We start from the raw sequence: 15,973 nt of genomic DNA, 5'->3' as shown, positions 1-15,973 counted from the left end.
AATGAGAGCAACCTGATGACGGTGGTCAGATTCGTCAGCCGTAGAGCTGCTGTGGCGCTTGCGATGTCTTCCGTTCTGGCTGGATGCTCCAGCGTTGAGCGCGATACAAAAGTCGCGTCCGGTCAGCCGTCTCAGACCACGTCAGCTGACGGTCAGCTCGTCATCCAGTACAATTCTTCCGCCGCCGATCAATCTCAACAAATGGCGCCCGGCCAGACAATGGCGCAGATCGCCAAGAGCGGTCGCATTGCCGTTCCGGTTCCGCCGACCGTAGAAACCGTATCGGCTCAGAATGCCGCCATGGCGTCTCCGACCATGGCGCCGATCGTTGCCTTCACGCCGCCGCCGATCGCAACCGCGGTCCAGCCCGTGAGCCTTGCTTCGGCGCAGCCGCTCAAGCCGGCAGCCGGTTCGGTCATGACCCAGAAGTCGAGCCGTCTCGTGTCGCCGCCGGTCGCGACCGCCGTTGCGTCTGGCCAGATCCAGCCGGCAGCGGCGCAGGCCATCGCGCTCGACGAGGAAGAACTGACGCCGGATATGGTGGCGCTGCAATCGGTCGTGCCGACACCGCGTCCAGCCACGCTTACATCGAGCGCTATTGCTGGTGCTGCAACGCCGGCTGCCGCAAGCTCCACGCTTGCCTATGCAGCCGCTCCCCGCGCTGTGGCTGCGGTCTCGGCCATGGGCAATATCAAGGACTTTCCGCCGGCTCCCGGCGAGCCGATGCCGGATACCGCGTCGAACGCGCCTGCAGACCTCAAGAAGCTCATCAAGCGCTATGCCGGTCTCTACGGCGTGCCGGAATCGCTGGTGCACCGCGTCGTCCATCGCGAAAGCAAATACAATCCCAAGGCCTATCACAAGAACGGCTACTGGGGCCTGATGCAGATCAAGTACTCGACCGCGAAGTCGATGGGCTACCAGGGCAAGCCGGAAGGCCTGCTGGACGCCGAGACCAATCTTAAATACGCGATCCGATATCTCCGCGGCGCCTGGCTCGTTGCCGACAACAAGAACGACAACGCCATCCGCCTCTATGCCCGCGGTTATTACTACGACGCCAAGCGTCGCGACATGCTGCATGTGCTGAAGGCCGATCAGAGCCCTGCGACACCTGTCGCCTTCGCAACGGCGCCGAACAGCAAGCCCGGTTCGTAACCCAGCGACCTGGGCGTCAGCCCAAGCCGAACCACCACGAGATCAGCCGACGGCATGACAGCAATTGTCTGCCCGTCGTGGCCCTGCAGGTAGAAAGTATCTGCCGGTAGCGGCATACCATCGGCCTTCGGCAGCCACGTCTGCATCTTCGAAAACCGTCCGCCCGAATGTGCATTCGGCTCCTGCATCAGGTGCACAAAGCCCTCGGGGAGCAGTCGCATCCCTTTCCACACCCCGTCGCGCGCCAGAAACAGGCCGAACCGTGCCCAGTCGCGCCCGGTCGCATAGAGATAGGAACTGCCGGCAAACGTCCCCGCCGCATCCGGCTCCATGACGGCGCTTGTCATGCCGAGCGGATCGAACAAGGCCCTGGATGGATAGCCAAGAGCCGTCGCGCGATCACCGATCCTGTCCATCCATATCTTCGACAGAAGTATGCTGGTGCCCGACGAATATCGGAAACGCGCGCCCGGATCTGCCTCGAGCGGGATCGTGGCCGCGAACGCGGCCATGTCGGGTTCGAGGTAGAGCATCCGCGTGACATCGGCGACGGCACCGTAATCCTCGTTGAAACCAAGCCCGCTTTCCATGGCGAGAAGGTTGGCAAGCGTGATTTCGCGTCGTTTGTCGTTGCTCCACGCGGGCAGAAGATCACGATCTCCGAGCGACATCCGGCCGCTCTCCATCATCGTACCGATCAACGCCGCATTGACGGTTTTCGTCATTGACCAGCCGAGCAACGGCGTATCCTTCGAGAAGCCGTCTCCATACCCCTCGCCGATGATGCGCCCGTTCTTGACGACCACCACAGCCCGCATGCCAGGCCCCGTCAGCGACTTATCCTCTAGAACCTCCATCACACGCGGATCGCGTTCGACCCCCTGCCCCACCGGCCAGGGCGAAGCCTGATCGACCGAGGGCGATGATCGCGGCGGCAGCGCGACTTGCGGCAACGCCGAACCATCCGGCGAAACGGTGCAGCCGAGGCCAGGCCTGTAGGTTGCCTGATTGGTTCCGATGAAGCCAAGCAGCCCGGCGTCGACCCGGCCGGAATCGCGGTCAACGGTCACCCGCATCATCAGGAGCAGCGGGTTGCCCGGCGCCTGCACGTCGATCGCCAGCACCTCCTGCGGATCGCGTCCGGCCAGAAACACGTTGGAGCAGACGATCTTGGCCGCATAGCCGCTTCCGACCCGAAGCAGTTGCGGCGGCGCAATGGTGATCCACGCCAGTCCCCCGACGATTCCAAGTACCAATGCCGCGGCAGTTCCCGTCACGATCCGCTTCATCAGGCGCATATGTCAAATGTCCTTGTTCACCAACAGCCCGCGTCATCCAGCTGTAGCATGCCGGGTTTAGGCCTGCGTTCTACAGATCGCGAAATAATTCACGCAGCGAGAGACGCAATGGCCGACGTCGTCAGGGAAACCGGTTTCACCAGCAATCAGAAGCTCAAGGATGCGCTGCTCCAGCACAAACTATTTTCGCGCGAAGGGCTGTCGGAACGGCTGTTCGGGCTCCTGTTTTCCGGTCTCGTCTATCCTCAGATCTGGGAAGATCCAGACGTCGACATGGAAGCAATGGAGCTCTCATCGGAGCATGCGATCGTCACCATCGGCTCCGGTGGCTGCAATATGCTGGCCTACCTCTCCCGCAATCCGCGCAGCATCGATGTCGTGGATCTCAACCCCCACCATGTCGCGCTGAATCGGCTGAAGCTCGCGGCATTCCGTCATCTGCCGAGCCATATGGATGTCGTCAGGTTTCTCTCGGCGCAGGGTACACGATCGAACAGCGTCACCTTCGACAGACTGATCGCGTCGCATCTGGATCGCGCAACCCGCAGTTACTGGCAGAAGCGGTCTATCACCGGCCGTCGCCGCGTCTCCGTGTTCGACCGCAACATCTACCGCACCGGGCTTCTCGGCCGGTTCATCGGCGCGGGACACCTTCTGGCGCGCCTGCATGGCGTCGATCTGACGAAGATGGCGCAGACCAAATCGGTCCGAGATCAGCGCCGCTTCTTCGACGAAGAGATCGCGCCCCTGTTCGACAGAAAACTGGTCCGCTGGATTACCTCGAACAAGAGCTCGCTGTTCGGACTTGGCATTCCGCCGCAGCAATATGACGAGCTGGCCGGCATGGCGACCGGCGGCAGCGATAACGGCTCAATCGCGACCGTGCTGCGGGAGCGTCTCGAAAAGCTCGCGTGTCATTTTCCTCTGAAGGACAATTATTTCGCCTGGCAGGCGTTCGTCCGCCGCTATCCCGCCGCCCACGAAGGCACGCTGCCCACCTATCTCAAGGCCGGCAACTACAAGGCGATCCGTGCCGCCACAGACCGGGTCGCCGTTCACCACGAGAGTTTCACGGCTCTCCTCAAGCGCAAGACGGCAGGCTCAATCGATCGCTACGTCTTGCTGGACGCCCAAGACTGGATGAACGACCAGCAGATCAACGACCTCTGGTCGGAGATCGACCGGACGGCCGCTGTCGGCGCCCGGGTGATCTTCCGGACGGCCGCCGAGCGCAGCGTCATCGAAGGGCGCCTCTCGCCCTCGCTTGCCGCGCGCTGGACCTATCTCGACGAGCGCTCGCAGGCCCTCAACCTGCAGGACCGCTCCGCCATCTACGGCGGCTTCCATGTCTACGCAAAGGCCGACTGATGGCAGAGACCGACGCAGGCAACCTCGAACCGGCCAATCGCGAAGAGATCGGCCATGCCGGCAGGATGGATCGGATGTACCGCTACCAGCGGCATATCTACGACCTCACCCGCAAATACTATCTCCTGGGACGCGATGGCACGATCGCAGGCCTTGCCCCGCCAGTCGGAGGAAGCGTGCTGGAAGTCGGCTGCGGAACCGGCCGCAACCTTCTCCTCTCCCACAAGCTTTTCCCGAACGCGAAACTTTACGGCCTCGATATCTCCGCGCAGATGCTCCAGACGGCAGACGCGAATTTCCGCGGCACAGGAATAAAGCCTATTCTGAAGGTCGCAGATGCCACGACATTCACGGCGGAGGAGTTCGGCGTCAACGGTTTCGACCGGATCCTCATTTCCTACGCCCTGTCGATGATCCCAGACTGGGAGAAGGCGATCGACGCCGCCCTTGCGGCGCTGTCGCCTCAAGGGTCGCTGCATATCATCGACTTCGGACAGCAGGAAAACCTGCCGAACGTCATGGGATCTGCGCTCAAATCCTGGCTCGCCCGCTTTCATGTGACCCCGCGCGCCACTCTCGAACAGGCGCTGGAAAAGCGTCTCGCACCGGCAAAGGCCGACATGATGTTCGAGGTGATCGGTAGCGGCTATGCCTGGCGGGCGATCCTTCGCCGCCGGGGATAATCACTAAGCGTATTCCAGATCTTGCTTTCTAACTGAATTTTTACGAGCTTATGGTAAACGGGACGCTACGCCTCCCTTTTGCCCACTCGATCGCGGACAAGGCTCTTTGTCTCTGCCCTAACACGGAACCTTCATGCCCCGGCTTCCAACCGTTCTTTCTGCTGCCGTCCTGTCTGCCGCGCTTCTGATGTCCGGTTGTACGTCCACAAGCTACGATCTGGTCGATACTGGCTCTGTCCGGCAGATGAAGTTCAAGGACACGGATCCGCAGGATTTCGGCGCCAACCATCCGGGCCGCCACGAGGTTCACGGCATCGACCTGTCGAAATGGAACGGCACCGACATCGACTGGCAGACGGTGAAGAAATCCGGCGTCGCCTTCGTCTTCATCAAGGGCACCGAGGGCAAGGACCGCATCGATTCCGCCTTCACCACCCATTGGCGCAACGCGGCCAATGCCGGCATTCCGCACGCGGCCTATCATTTCTACTATTTCTGCTCGACACCGGAAGATCAGGCAGACTGGTTCATCGCCAATGTTCCCAAGGAAGCAAACATGCTGCCGCCGGTGCTGGACATGGAATGGAACCACGCCTCGCCCACCTGCAAGCTGAAGCCGGATCCGCAGACCGTGCGGGCCAGCATGAAACGCTTCATGGACAGGATCGAGGCCCACTACGGCAAGCGGCCGATCATCTACACGTCGGTCGATTTCCACCGCGACAACCTCGTCGGCGCCTTCCCCAACTACCATTTCTGGGTTCGCTCGGTCGCCGCCCATCCGACCAAGATCTATACGGACCGCAAGTGGGCGTTCTGGCAATACACCGCAACAGGCGTTGTCCCGGGCGTCAAGGGCGCAACCGATATCAATGTCTTTGCCGGAAACAGCAAAGCGTGGAAGACGTTTATTGCGTCGGCCGACTGATGTGCTAACCCGCACAAGCTCTCTGGCAATGTATCTGACGTTACGCTAAAACCGGCGCGACCTGAGGGTCTGCGCCCATGTCCACCAGTGACCATGTCGCGCGGAAGAAATCGATTTTAGGAAACCGCTGATGTCTTCGACACTTGTCCGCCGCGCAGCTTTGGCTTGTGCTCTCGCCGCCTGCCTCTCTTCCACCGCCCTTGCCCAGACAGCCACTCAGCCGACCGCTCCGCCAATTCCGGCAGCACCTTGCGGCGGCGATCTTGCGACCTTCCTCGACGGCGTCAAGGCTGACGCGATCAAAGCCGGCGCTACCGCTGCCGCCGCGGATCAGGCATTTGCAGGCGCCGAGATCGACCAGAAGGTTCTGTCACGCGACCGCGCGCAGGGCGTCTTCCGCCAGACCTTCCTCGAATTCTCGCAGCGCACCGTCAGCCAGGGCCGCCTCGATATCGGTCGTCAGAAGATGAAGCAGCTTTCGGACGTGTTCGGCCGCGCCCAGAGCGAATTCGGTGTTGCGCCTGGAGTCATCACCGCATTCTGGGCGATGGAAACCGATTTCGGTGCCGTTCAGGGCGATTTCAACACCCGCAACGCGCTTGTCACGCTGTCGCATGACTGCCGCCGTCCTGGCCTGTTCCGGCCGCAGCTGATCGCGCTGATCGAGATGGTCCAGCACGGCGATCTCGACCCGGCCACCAACACCGGCGCATGGGCCGGCGAAATCGGCCAGGTGCAGATGCTGCCGGAAGACATCATCGCGCACGGCGTCGATGGCGACAACAGCGGCCATATCAACGTCAAGACGAGCGGTCCCGACGCCATCCTGACGGCGGCCAAATTCATTCAGAGCATGGGCTTCACGCCCGGCCAGCCCTGGATCCAGGAAGTGACGCTACCGGAAAGCCTGCCCTTCGAAAAGAGCGGCCTCGGCAACGAGATCCCGGCCAGCGAATGGTTTTCCTATGGCGTCACGCCGCGCGACGGCGTCACGTCCTTCGGCAATCTGCCGGCAGCACTCGTTCTGCCGCAGGGCCGCAAGGGACCCGCGTTCCTGACCTATCCGAACTTTGGCATCTACCTGCAGTGGAACCAGTCGTTCATCTACACGACGTCTGCCGCCTATTTCGCCACCCGCCTCTCCGGCGCCCCGCCTTACCTGAAGGGCAACCCGGAACCGGGTCTCGACGATACGGGCATGAAGGCACTGCAGACCAAGCTTCAGGCGCATGGCTATGACGTCGGCAAGATCGATGGCATTCTGGGCTCCGGCACGCGCGTTGCCGTCCAGAAGGAACAGGCACGCCTCGGCATGCCGGCCGACGGCTGGCCGACCCAGGCTTTGCTGTCCGCGCTTTGATCAGCGGGCCTTGCATCACATGACATGAAACGGGTGGCGGGCTGACCGCCGCCCGTTTTATCTTCGAGCAGCATCAATAAAGGCATTCCATGTCATCCGCCGCAGCCAGACTGACCCCCGTCGCCTGGGCATTGCTGTTCGTGCTCGGCCTTCTCTGGGGCGGCTCGTTCTTCTTCGCCCGCATCGCCGTCCAGGAAGTACCGCCCTTCACGCTGGTGTTTCTGCGCCTCGGTCTTGCGGCGCTCGCTCTCCACATCTACCTGCACGGCCGCAACGGAACCTACTCCATCCTTGCCACCCACTGGCGCGCCTTTGTCGCAATGGGCTTCCTCAACAACGCTCTGCCGCACACGCTGATCTTCTTCGGCCAGACGGAGATCGGCGCAGGCCTTGCCTCGATCCTCAACGCGACGACGCCGATCTGGACCGTCATCATCGCCAACCAGTGGACGTCGGACGAAAAGCTGACCGGGGCAAAGCTCGCAGGATGCGCTGCAGGCCTTGTCGGCACCTGCATCCTGATCGGCCCGAGCACGATTACAGATACGGCAGCACCGCTCTGGGCGCTGCTCCTGCCGATCGCCGCCGCGATCTCCTATGGTATCGCCGGCACCTACGGAAAACGCTTCCGCGGCATTCCGGCCCCGGTGACAGCCACGGGACAGCTCACGGCGTCGAGCCTGATGATACTGCCGGTCTCGCTGGTCGCGGACCAACCCTGGACGCTTGCTGCACCGTCTCCTCACGTCGTCATGGCTATCGTAGCGTTGGCGTTACTCTCGACCGCGCTCGCCTACCTGATCTTCTTCAGGGTCCTGGCACTGGCCGGCGCAACCAACGCTTCCCTCGTCACGCTGCTCATCCCTCCGAGCGCCATTCTTCTGGGAGTATTCTTCCTCGGCGAACGACTGGAATGGAATGATATTGCCGGCATGGCGGTCATCTGTGCAGGGCTCCTTCTGCTGGATGGGCGAATCCTTCGCACCCGCACAACAGCGACGTAGTCCTCGCTGGAAACGGTACTGTTAACCGTCTGATCGCGATATTTAACACTTTGAAAACTTCCGTTAACGGGGCTTTCCGTTGTCAAATCAATAAGATGGAAAATGATCGGTCGGTTTCGGCCGCATCTTGATGCGCCGCAGCACAGTTTCCCTCTTTCCATTTGCCATGAAACAGACATAAACTCTGTCAGTCAACGCAAGGAGGCAGACATGGGAAGAACCTACCCTCTCAATGTCCTGGTGGTTGGTATTGCGTTTGTGTTCGTCGCTTCGATGTTATTCATCTAGACGCATTCCAAAACAACGCATGCAACCGGTGACCGGTGATACCTCGGACTGACCGTTTGATAATCGGCAGCATTACAAAAGCGCATGTTCCCGCATGGGACATGCGCTTTTTCCATTGTCGGCGCTACGCAGCGTTACCGACGTTTGCATTCTTGTCAGGATGCCGGCCAAGCCGTTCCAGCACACCTGAGACCAGCGGGACGCGGTTCATCGTGTAGAGATGGAAGTGATCGTGACCGCGGCGCATCAGGTCTGCGATCTGCTCGGCCGCGACATCGGCCGCCACCTTGGCACGATCATCAGGCTTGTCGTCCAGACCTTCGAAGCGGGCATCGAGAAACGCCGGAACGGTGGCGCCGCAGCGGCCCGCAAAACGCTTCAGCTGAGTCAGGTTCTGGATCGGCATGATACCGGGCACGATCGGGATGGTGATGCCCGCCGCATGAACGGCCTCGAGATAGCGCTCGAACACTTCGTTGTCGAAGAAGAACTGCGTCAGGGCACGGTTGGCACCTGCATCTGCCTTGCGCTTGAGCGTATCGATATCGGCGGCCATGCTCGGGCTTTCCGGATGCATTTCCGGATAGGCAGAGACGGAAATATCCATGTCGCCATACTCGACCAGCATGCGAACGAGATCGGCCGTGTCGGAGAACCCGTCCGGATGCGGCGTATAGGCCGCGCCGACGCCTGCGCTCGAATCTCCGCGCAGCGCGACGATGCGACGAACGCCCGCTGCCCGGTACTCCTCGACAACAGACTTGACCTCCTCGCGCGCGGCATCGACGCAGGTCAGATGCGCAGCGGTCTGGAGTTTGGCATCGTTGATCATACGCTGAACCGCTGCGAGCGTCGGCTCGCGCGTGGAGCCTCCGGCGCCATAGGTCATCGTGACGAATTCCGGCTTGAAGGCTGCAAGCGCATCGACCGTTTCCCAGAGCTGCGTCTGCATCTCCTCGGACTTCGGCGGAAAGAACTCGTAGGAGAGCTTGAACGGGGCCTTGGCTGCGGGTGTATCCATGATCAGGCTCCTAGATAACGGTTTCGGCGAGAGCGGGTGTGTCGGCTTTCGCCATCAGCAGGCGACGGTCGCCGGCAAGCCACACGGTCACCGTGAGTGCGCCTTCGCGGCCGGGGCTGAGGTCGATCACCTTTTGAACGTCCAGGCCCACTCTGTTCAGCCACTCGTTCATCGCCTGATGGGAGAAACCGAGGCGCAGATGCGCGTGCTCGTCACGCAGATGCTCCAGCGCATGCGGCGCAAAATCGACGATCAGCAATCGCCCGCCGGGCCGCAGCATGCGGGCGGCTTCGGCGATCGCAAGATCAGGCCGGTCGAGAAAATGCAGTACCTGGTGAATGGTGATGAGATCGAAATCCTGGCCTTCAACAGGCGGATTGAGAATGTCGCCGTGCCGGACGGATGCCTTGACGATGCCTGCATCGTCGAGATTGGATCGGGCGACAGCCAGCATGTCGCGGCTGGCATCGACACCGATCGCGCGGCGATAGCGGCTTGCCAGCAACTGCAGGATCCAGCCCGTTCCCGTGCCGAGATCGAGCAGCGAATCAACCGGCGAAGGACCGATCAGCCGTAGCAGCGCCTCTTCGACCGTCTCGTCGCTCGCATGCAGACGACGAAGCTCGTCCCACTGCGAAGCGTTGCGGCTGAAATACTCCTGCGCCTTCGCCGAGCGCTGGTTTTTCACAGTTGTCAGACGCTCGCGGTCACGCACAAGCACCGGATCATCCTGCGAAGCGGAGGCGAGCAAAGTCTGGACCAGTGCAGCGCCGTTCCCTTCCTGGCGCAGCCGAAAGTAAGCCCAGGCGCCTTCCTGGTATCGCTCGATCAGCGCTTCTTCGGTCAACAGCTTGAGATGACGCGAGATCCGAGGCTGAGATTGGCCAAGAATCTCGGTCAGATCCGTGACGGTCAGATCGCCTGCGGCCAAAAGCACCAGCAAACGAAACCGTGTGGGCTCCCCTGCCGTCTTCAGCACATCTACCAGTTCATCGAGGACCAACCCCATACAACACGCCTTCACAATCAACATATAAAGATATGTTTATGTGATTTCAAATTGTCATGCAAGACGCAACGGGATTTCAGCCTGCATTCCTACAAAAAAACCCGGGGACGACCCCGGGTTTTTGTAAGCTTCAAACTGCGTCTGTCGCAGTTAGCGTGTCAGGCGCTTGTGGGCCTGGCTGCCGGGATTGAGAGCATCAGGGCCGAGACGACGGATCTTGTCCTCTTCGTAATCCTCGAAGTTGCCTTCGAACCATTCCACATGGCCATCGCCTTCGAACGCGAGGATATGCGTCGCCAACCGGTCAAGGAACATGCGATCATGGCTGATGATGATCGCGCAGCCGGCAAACGCTTCGAGCGCGCTTTCGAGAGCGCCCAGTGTTTCCGTATCAAGGTCGTTGGTCGGTTCGTCGAGCAGCAGAACGTTGCCGCCGGCCTTCAGCATCTTGGCAAGGTGGACGCGGTTACGCTGACCACCCGACAGGTTGCCGACCTTCTGCTGCTGATCGCCGCCCTTGAAGTTGAAGGCGCCGCAATAGGCGCGGGAGTTCATGTCGAACTTGCCGAGCTTGATGACTTCGGCACCGCCCGAGATTTCTTCCCACACGGTCTTGTTGCCGTCGAGAGCATCGCGGCTCTGGTCGACGTAACCGAGATGGACGGTTTCACCGATGCGGACAGAGCCGGCATCCGGCTTTTCCTGTCCCGTGATCATCTTGAACAGGGTCGTCTTGCCGGCGCCGTTCGGGCCGATAATGCCGACGATGCCGCCTGGCGGCAGCTTGATCGACAGGTCGTTGATCAGCGTGCGGCCTTCGAAGCCCTTGTTGATGCCTTCCATCTCGATCACCACCTGGCCGAGACGCTCGGACACGGGGATGATGATCTGCGCATCGCCGGGACGGATGCCGTCGGCAGCATCGACCAGCTGTTCGTAGGCCTTGATACGGGCCTTCGACTTGGCCTGACGGGCCTTCGGGCTGGAGGCGATCCATTCCTGTTCACGGCTGATCGCCTTCTGGCGGCCGGCATCTTCGCGGGACTCCTGCTGCATGCGCTTGGCCTTCGCCAGCAGGTAAGCCGAGTAGTTGCCTTCGTATGGAATCCCGCGGCCGCGGTCGAGCTCGAGGATCCAGCCGGTGACGTTGTCGAGGAAGTAGCGATCGTGGGTGATCATCATCACGGCGCCGGGATAGTCGCGCAGGTGCTTTTCGAGCCACGCGATGGTCTCGGCGTCAAGGTGGTTGGTCGGTTCGTCAAGGAGCAGCAGGTCCGGCTGCGACAGCAGCAGACGGCAGAGCGCGATACGGCGACGCTCACCACCCGAAAGCAGCGTGACGTCCGAATCCTTCGGCGGGCAGCGTAGCGCTTCCATCGCCATTTCGACCTGCTTGTCGAGATCCCAGAGGTTCTGTGCGTCGATGACGTCCTGGAGCTTGGCGCCTTCGTCGGCGGTCTCGTCGGAATAGTTCATCATCAGTTCGTTGTAGCGCTCGAGCACCGCGGTCTTGGCAGCAACGCCGACCATGACGTTCTCGAACGCCGTCTTTGTCGGGTCGAGATGCGGTTCCTGCTCGAGATAGCCGACGGTCGCACCTTCGGCGAGCCAGGCCTCACCGGTGAACTCCTTGTCCTGTCCGGCGATGATGCGCAGAACGGTCGACTTACCCGCACCGTTCGGACCGAGGATACCGATCTTGGCATCCGGATAGAAGGACAGGTTGACGTTCTCGAGGATCTTCTTGGCGCCGTAGGACTTGTTCAGCCCCGACATGTGATAGATGAACTGACGTGCCATGGATAAATGTGCTCCGGGGAATTTGTTTGCCCGCTATGTAGGCGAAGACGGGCTTGGGAGCAACGCATACGAGGCGCAAACAGTGCGCTTTCCATCCGGAATCGCGGCACGGGAGGCAATCTAGTGCAGGTTTGCGTGGTCGATCCGGAAAAGCTGAAACGGATTTGCGGGACCTGTATCGAGCCGTACGAGGCCCGGCCAGCTCTGCCCTGCCGACAATGCATCGTAGAGTGGCGCCGATCCTTGCTCGGACGGTGCGGGGAGACCGCAGACGGCCACATAATCGAACGGTGCAAGGGTCTGGCGACGGGTCTCCGGATCGGGTGAGATGAAGGCTGTATAGGCGTTTGCCATCCCGCGTGAGGCCCGGTGAAACGGGATCGGCCCGACCGTCAGCCCCGAAGGCACCTTGGTCATCAGCACGGACATCGCAAGTGCCGGCGGTGCCAGAAGATGTCCCTCTCCGAGCTTTGAGATCACCGACAGGTCACTGGTCTTGCAGTCGCCTATGGTCATCGCCTGCACGGCATCGCCGTGTATCTCTCGTGGCCGCGAGAGCATCCACAGACCGAACGTGAGCATGAAGACGCCAGCCACGACGACCAGCAAGCTCCTTACCGCCCGGCCGGGTTGGCTTGATGTCTCATCGAGATGGCGGAGCGCCAGCGGCACGAAAAGTGCACAAAGGACGAATGGGAAACGGATGTAGCGAAGCAGGCAGATCGCCAGCACCACACTGACAATCGCGGTGACGAACACAACCGCGACGCCCGGGTTACCGGCGCGAACCTCGTTCAAAACCCGTGGCGCCGCGAGCGCCAATATGGTGACGAAAATGCCGATCAGCACGATGCCCGCCAACGGCGAGTCGCCTGCGTAGTGAAGCAGTCCCTGCTCCTGCGGCACACGGTCGAACCATAGCTGCTTGGCAAGCGGATCCATCCCGGCATAGGGCCCCGCAAGGCATTCAGGAAAACCGATGCCAGTTGCGACGAGGACGCCGATCGAGGCAACGGCGATGACGGACAGTTTCACCCAGCCGGATGCACCTGCCAAAAATCTGCAGGCCAGCCAGGACGCGCCGGAGAAACCGGAAAGAAGACCGATATAGGGTCCGGAGAACGCATCGCACTGCATCGACATCGCACCCGATGGACCGAGCAGCGCCAGAGCTATTGGAACAGTGGCGATACATATTGTGGCCGAGGCCGCCGAAAGCGTTTCGGCCGCCCTGGTCGTGCCTGTGAGGAATGCCAGAAGAAGTCCGCCGAACATGATGGACAGGAACGGAAGACCTTCGAGTGCGATAGCGACCGAAATGACGGTCCCGAGACCCACAACGATACCGCCGATACGATCGAAGCGGACAAGACCGTAGGCAACGGCCATCAACGCAACGATCTGGAGATTGTGATGGTCGATCCGACCGGGCACAAATTCGAATACCGCATACAGCATCGCGAACGTCCCAGCCGCCAGCCTGAGATAATGGATACCCTCGGTGATCGGAGCAATGCGTCTCCAGATCATGGCCACGAACAGCCCATAGACCGAAAGCAGCATCGGCGGCCAGATCAGCAGGGACGCGGAAATGGCTTCGTCGCGGCCAAGCAGCGGTGTCAGCAGGAGGGAAAGGCCGACATAGGGAAGATCGACAAGACGGGACCAGGGCGAGACATAGATCCCCGGGCTGTAGATCATCGGCAATGTCAGGTCCCAGAAGGACCCGGATGCGGATAACAAATGGCGAATCTGAACGCCCCGAAGAACATCATCCACATCGGCAAAGAACGGTTCCCCGTCGGAAAGGTCGATTACCACCAACAGGATGGCCGTCAGATAGACAACGGAAAAGATCCGCAGGAGTGATCCCCCCTGCCGCGTCAATGACGCACCTGCCTCGCCTCTCCTCGCGCCAGCCATCCTCGAAGCCACCTGCGTTTTGCCCTTCAGCACCGGCTTACCTAGCTTGAATTAACATTGCGCTACCGGATTGCCTCTGCGAAAGATCGAACGGGAGAGGCGGCCGGGCAGGACAAGCGACTGACAGCGTCGGTGCCGCAGGAATAGCGATGTTTGACACAACCAACTGGCTCGATAGTTCGACGGGCGCACGCATAGCATTTCATCATCAACCCGCGACATCGGACGGCCGTGGCGTCATCCTCGTCTTGCACGGTCTCGCCGACCATTCCCGCCGTTACCGGCGGTTTGCCGAGGCGATGGCGACGCACGGTTTCCATGTCTATGCGCCCGACCATCGCGGCCATGGCGAGACCACGGCACCCGGCTTACCGATCGGCCGATTTGCCTTGCGGGACGGTGCAAGCATCGTGACCCCGGATGTGAAAGCGGTTCGCGATCTCGCCGCCAAGGGGCATCCGGGCCTGCCGATCATTCTCTTGGGGCATTCGATGGGCGGCCTCATCGCCCTCAATGCCGCGATCGATTATCCGCAGGCCTTCGACGGGATTGCCGTCTGGAACTCCAACTTCAATCCAGGCCTCGCCGGGCGCGGTGCCCAAGCAATTCTGCTTGTCGAGCGCGCGCTAAAAGGGTCTGATGTTCCAAGCACGCATCTGCCGAAACTGACTTTCGGCGCATGGGGAAAATCGATCCCCGGCCATCGCACGGATTTCGACTGGCTGAGCCACGACCAAACCGAAGTCGATGCCTATGTTGCCGACCCGCTCTGCGGTTTCGATGCCAGCGTCTCGCTCTGGCTCGACATCTTCGAGATGTCCTACCGGGGCCCCGCGCTTCTGGACCGCCTGCCCGCCGACTTGCCGGTCAATCTGGTCGGTGGCACGGACGATCCGGCGACGGATGGAGGGCGCGCCATCCGCTGGCTCGCGGACAGGTTCCAGAAACGCGGCATGAACAATGTCGAGACGATCATCTACCCGCAAACCCGCCACGAGACCCTGAACGATCGCGTCCGGGACCGCGCGACCAACGCCTTCGCCGAATGGGCGAAAACGCTCACCTCGCGTCGCTCAGATCCGTCGCGCGATACCCGCACGCAAACGGAATGAGTTCATGACATTTCCTCAAGTGCGCTCGGAGAATGCCGAAGGTATAGCTTTGCCATGACGTCACCGCATGCGCATACGAGACCTGCTCTGCAAGCGTCCGGCATTTCCGCCGGCATGGGCCTGATGCTGCTTGCCATGCTGATCACGCCGCTGATCGACGTGTTTTCCAAGCTTGCAACTGCCAACGCCTCCCCGACGCTCATCACGATGGTGCGCTTCATCGTCCAGGGCCTTTGCATGCTGCCGATCGTGCTGTGGACCGGGTCATGGCGCAATTTCTCCTGGGAGCTCAGTTTCTATCACGCCATCCGCGCGGCCGTGATCACGCTCTCGATGATCTGCTTCGTCGCAACGCTCGCCGTCATGGAAGTTGCCGATGCCGTCGCGATCTTCTTCGTCGAGCCGATTATCCTCACCGTCATGTCGTCGATCTTCCTCAAGGAGATCATCGGCTGGCGGCGCTACACGGCTTGCGGCGTCGGCTTCCTGGGCGCGATGATCGTCATCCGCCCGAGCTTCCAGGAAATTGGCTATATCGCGGTATTGCCCGTGGTCACAGCTTTCGGCGTCGCCGTCTTCGCCCTGATGACGCGGGCGCTCGCCCATCGCGAAAACCCATGGTCGATGCAGTTTCAGATGTCGCTCTGGGGCATTCCGATCTCAGGTGCCCTCCTCCTGATCGGTCATGTCAGCGGCATCGAATTCATGGCGCCGTCGATCCCCGACTTGACGACGATCACGTGGATGGTCGGGGTCGGCGCGGTCGCCGCCCTCTCCGGCCTGCTCGCCGTCTATGCCTATCGCGCAGCACCCGCCTCGGTCATTGCGCCGCTTCAGTATTTCGAGATCGTCTCGGCCACCTTGCTGGGCTGGCTGGTCTTCGGCGATTTTCCGGATCCGGTAAAATGGCTCGGCATCTCCATCATCATCGGGTCAGGCCTCTACATCATCTGGCGCGAACGCCGCGCCGCCTCGCTCAAGCCCGTCACCAACAGCGAAAACACAGTGGTAAGCCCCTGAT

The 15,973-nt window shown here is 61.1% G+C and carries 13 protein-coding genes; 8 read left to right on the top strand and 5 right to left on the bottom strand.

The window, feature by feature from the left end:
- Positions 1–15 precede the first annotated feature (15 nt).
- A complete protein-coding gene (locus tag AC0JZ8_RS12475) occupies positions 16–1,158 on the top strand; it encodes a transglycosylase SLT domain-containing protein (protein WP_430254150.1) in 1,143 nt (380 codons plus the stop codon).
- Here the strand turns inward: AC0JZ8_RS12475 and AC0JZ8_RS12470 are convergent.
- Positions 1,098–2,456 (bottom strand): serine hydrolase domain-containing protein, encoded by a 1,359-nt coding sequence (locus AC0JZ8_RS12470; RefSeq protein WP_471892630.1) that lies wholly within the window; start codon positions 2,454–2,456, stop codon positions 1,098–1,100. The genes AC0JZ8_RS12475 and AC0JZ8_RS12470 overlap by 61 nt on opposite strands.
- A 108-nt stretch (positions 2,457–2,564) precedes the next feature.
- Here AC0JZ8_RS12470 and AC0JZ8_RS12465 point away from each other — a divergent pair, with 108 nt between their 5' ends.
- From AC0JZ8_RS12465 to AC0JZ8_RS12445, 5 genes are all read left to right on the top strand, one after another.
- Positions 2,565–3,824 carry a BtaA family protein gene (locus tag AC0JZ8_RS12465; protein WP_471892629.1) on the top strand — a complete coding sequence of 420 codons (1,260 nt, stop codon included), beginning with the start codon at positions 2,565–2,567 and terminating at the stop codon, positions 3,822–3,824.
- Positions 3,824–4,507: a class I SAM-dependent methyltransferase gene (locus AC0JZ8_RS12460; RefSeq protein WP_113110672.1), complete on the top strand. Its 684-nt coding sequence runs from the start codon at positions 3,824–3,826 to the stop codon at positions 4,505–4,507. The genes AC0JZ8_RS12465 and AC0JZ8_RS12460 overlap by 1 nt, the downstream gene beginning before the upstream one ends.
- 133 nt (positions 4,508–4,640) lie before the next feature.
- Positions 4,641–5,435 carry a glycoside hydrolase family 25 protein gene (locus AC0JZ8_RS12455; protein ID WP_062456127.1) on the top strand — a complete coding sequence of 265 codons (795 nt, stop codon included), beginning with the start codon at positions 4,641–4,643 and terminating at the stop codon, positions 5,433–5,435.
- Between the two features lie 130 nt (positions 5,436–5,565).
- The gene (locus AC0JZ8_RS12450) at positions 5,566–6,795 is read left to right on the top strand and encodes a lytic murein transglycosylase (protein ID WP_192086331.1); all 1,230 of its coding nucleotides are present in this window, start codon (positions 5,566–5,568) and stop codon (positions 6,793–6,795) included.
- 89 nt (positions 6,796–6,884) lie between these two features.
- Positions 6,885–7,799, top strand: coding sequence for a DMT family transporter (locus AC0JZ8_RS12445; RefSeq protein ID WP_471892628.1), 915 nt, complete (start codon positions 6,885–6,887; stop codon positions 7,797–7,799).
- Between the two features lie 412 nt (positions 7,800–8,211).
- Here AC0JZ8_RS12445 and metF read toward each other — a convergent pair whose 3' ends face one another.
- From metF to AC0JZ8_RS12425, 4 genes are all read right to left on the bottom strand, one after another.
- Positions 8,212–9,108, bottom strand: a complete 897-nt coding sequence (metF, locus tag AC0JZ8_RS12440; RefSeq protein ID WP_113167056.1) for a methylenetetrahydrofolate reductase [NAD(P)H] — start codon at positions 9,106–9,108, stop codon at positions 8,212–8,214.
- Positions 9,109–9,118: 10 nt separating this feature from the next.
- On the bottom strand, positions 9,119–10,117 hold the full coding sequence (locus tag AC0JZ8_RS12435; RefSeq protein ID WP_471892627.1) for an ArsR/SmtB family transcription factor: 999 nt from the start codon (positions 10,115–10,117) through the stop codon (positions 9,119–9,121).
- A 150-nt stretch (positions 10,118–10,267) separates the two neighbouring features.
- Positions 10,268–11,917 carry an energy-dependent translational throttle protein EttA gene (ettA, locus tag AC0JZ8_RS12430; protein ID WP_062456108.1) on the bottom strand — a complete coding sequence of 550 codons (1,650 nt, stop codon included), beginning with the start codon at positions 11,915–11,917 and terminating at the stop codon, positions 10,268–10,270.
- Between the two features lie 120 nt (positions 11,918–12,037).
- Positions 12,038–13,840, bottom strand: coding sequence for a hypothetical protein (locus AC0JZ8_RS12425; RefSeq protein ID WP_471892626.1), 1,803 nt, complete (start codon positions 13,838–13,840; stop codon positions 12,038–12,040).
- A 149-nt stretch (positions 13,841–13,989) separates the two neighbouring features.
- Here AC0JZ8_RS12425 and AC0JZ8_RS12420 point away from each other — a divergent pair, with 149 nt between their 5' ends.
- A complete protein-coding gene (locus AC0JZ8_RS12420) occupies positions 13,990–14,952 on the top strand; it encodes an alpha/beta hydrolase (protein WP_471892625.1) in 963 nt (320 codons plus the stop codon).
- Between the two features lie 54 nt (positions 14,953–15,006).
- The gene (locus tag AC0JZ8_RS12415) at positions 15,007–15,972 is read left to right on the top strand and encodes a DMT family transporter (RefSeq protein ID WP_471892624.1); all 966 of its coding nucleotides are present in this window, start codon (positions 15,007–15,009) and stop codon (positions 15,970–15,972) included.
- The last annotated feature ends 1 nt before the right edge of the window (position 15,973 follow it).

The sequence above is a fragment of the Velazquezella soli genome, from assembly GCF_977018685.1.
This window is presented reverse-complemented; position numbering and strand designations above follow the sequence as displayed.

What these genes read in the sequence shown, in the direction of transcription:
- AC0JZ8_RS12475 (WP_430254150.1), top strand. Translation starts at nt 16, where the DNA reads ATGACGGTGGTCAGATTCGTCAGCCGTAGAGCTGCTGTGGCGCTTGCG.
- AC0JZ8_RS12470 (WP_471892630.1), bottom strand. Translation starts at nt 2,456, where the DNA reads ATGCGCCTGATGAAGCGGATCGTGACGGGAACTGCCGCGGCATTGGTA.
- AC0JZ8_RS12465 (WP_471892629.1), top strand. Translation starts at nt 2,565, where the DNA reads ATGGCCGACGTCGTCAGGGAAACCGGTTTCACCAGCAATCAGAAGCTC.
- AC0JZ8_RS12460 (WP_113110672.1), top strand. Translation starts at nt 3,824, where the DNA reads ATGGCAGAGACCGACGCAGGCAACCTCGAACCGGCCAATCGCGAAGAG.
- AC0JZ8_RS12455 (WP_062456127.1), top strand. Translation starts at nt 4,641, where the DNA reads ATGCCCCGGCTTCCAACCGTTCTTTCTGCTGCCGTCCTGTCTGCCGCG.
- AC0JZ8_RS12450 (WP_192086331.1), top strand. Translation starts at nt 5,566, where the DNA reads ATGTCTTCGACACTTGTCCGCCGCGCAGCTTTGGCTTGTGCTCTCGCC.
- AC0JZ8_RS12445 (WP_471892628.1), top strand. Translation starts at nt 6,885, where the DNA reads ATGTCATCCGCCGCAGCCAGACTGACCCCCGTCGCCTGGGCATTGCTG.
- metF (WP_113167056.1), bottom strand. Translation starts at nt 9,108, where the DNA reads ATGGATACACCCGCAGCCAAGGCCCCGTTCAAGCTCTCCTACGAGTTC.
- AC0JZ8_RS12435 (WP_471892627.1), bottom strand. Translation starts at nt 10,117, where the DNA reads ATGGGGTTGGTCCTCGATGAACTGGTAGATGTGCTGAAGACGGCAGGG.
- ettA (WP_062456108.1), bottom strand. Translation starts at nt 11,917, where the DNA reads ATGGCACGTCAGTTCATCTATCACATGTCGGGGCTGAACAAGTCCTAC.
- AC0JZ8_RS12425 (WP_471892626.1), bottom strand. Translation starts at nt 13,840, where the DNA reads ATGGCTGGCGCGAGGAGAGGCGAGGCAGGTGCGTCATTGACGCGGCAG.
- AC0JZ8_RS12420 (WP_471892625.1), top strand. Translation starts at nt 13,990, where the DNA reads ATGTTTGACACAACCAACTGGCTCGATAGTTCGACGGGCGCACGCATA.
- AC0JZ8_RS12415 (WP_471892624.1), top strand. Translation starts at nt 15,007, where the DNA reads ATGACGTCACCGCATGCGCATACGAGACCTGCTCTGCAAGCGTCCGGC.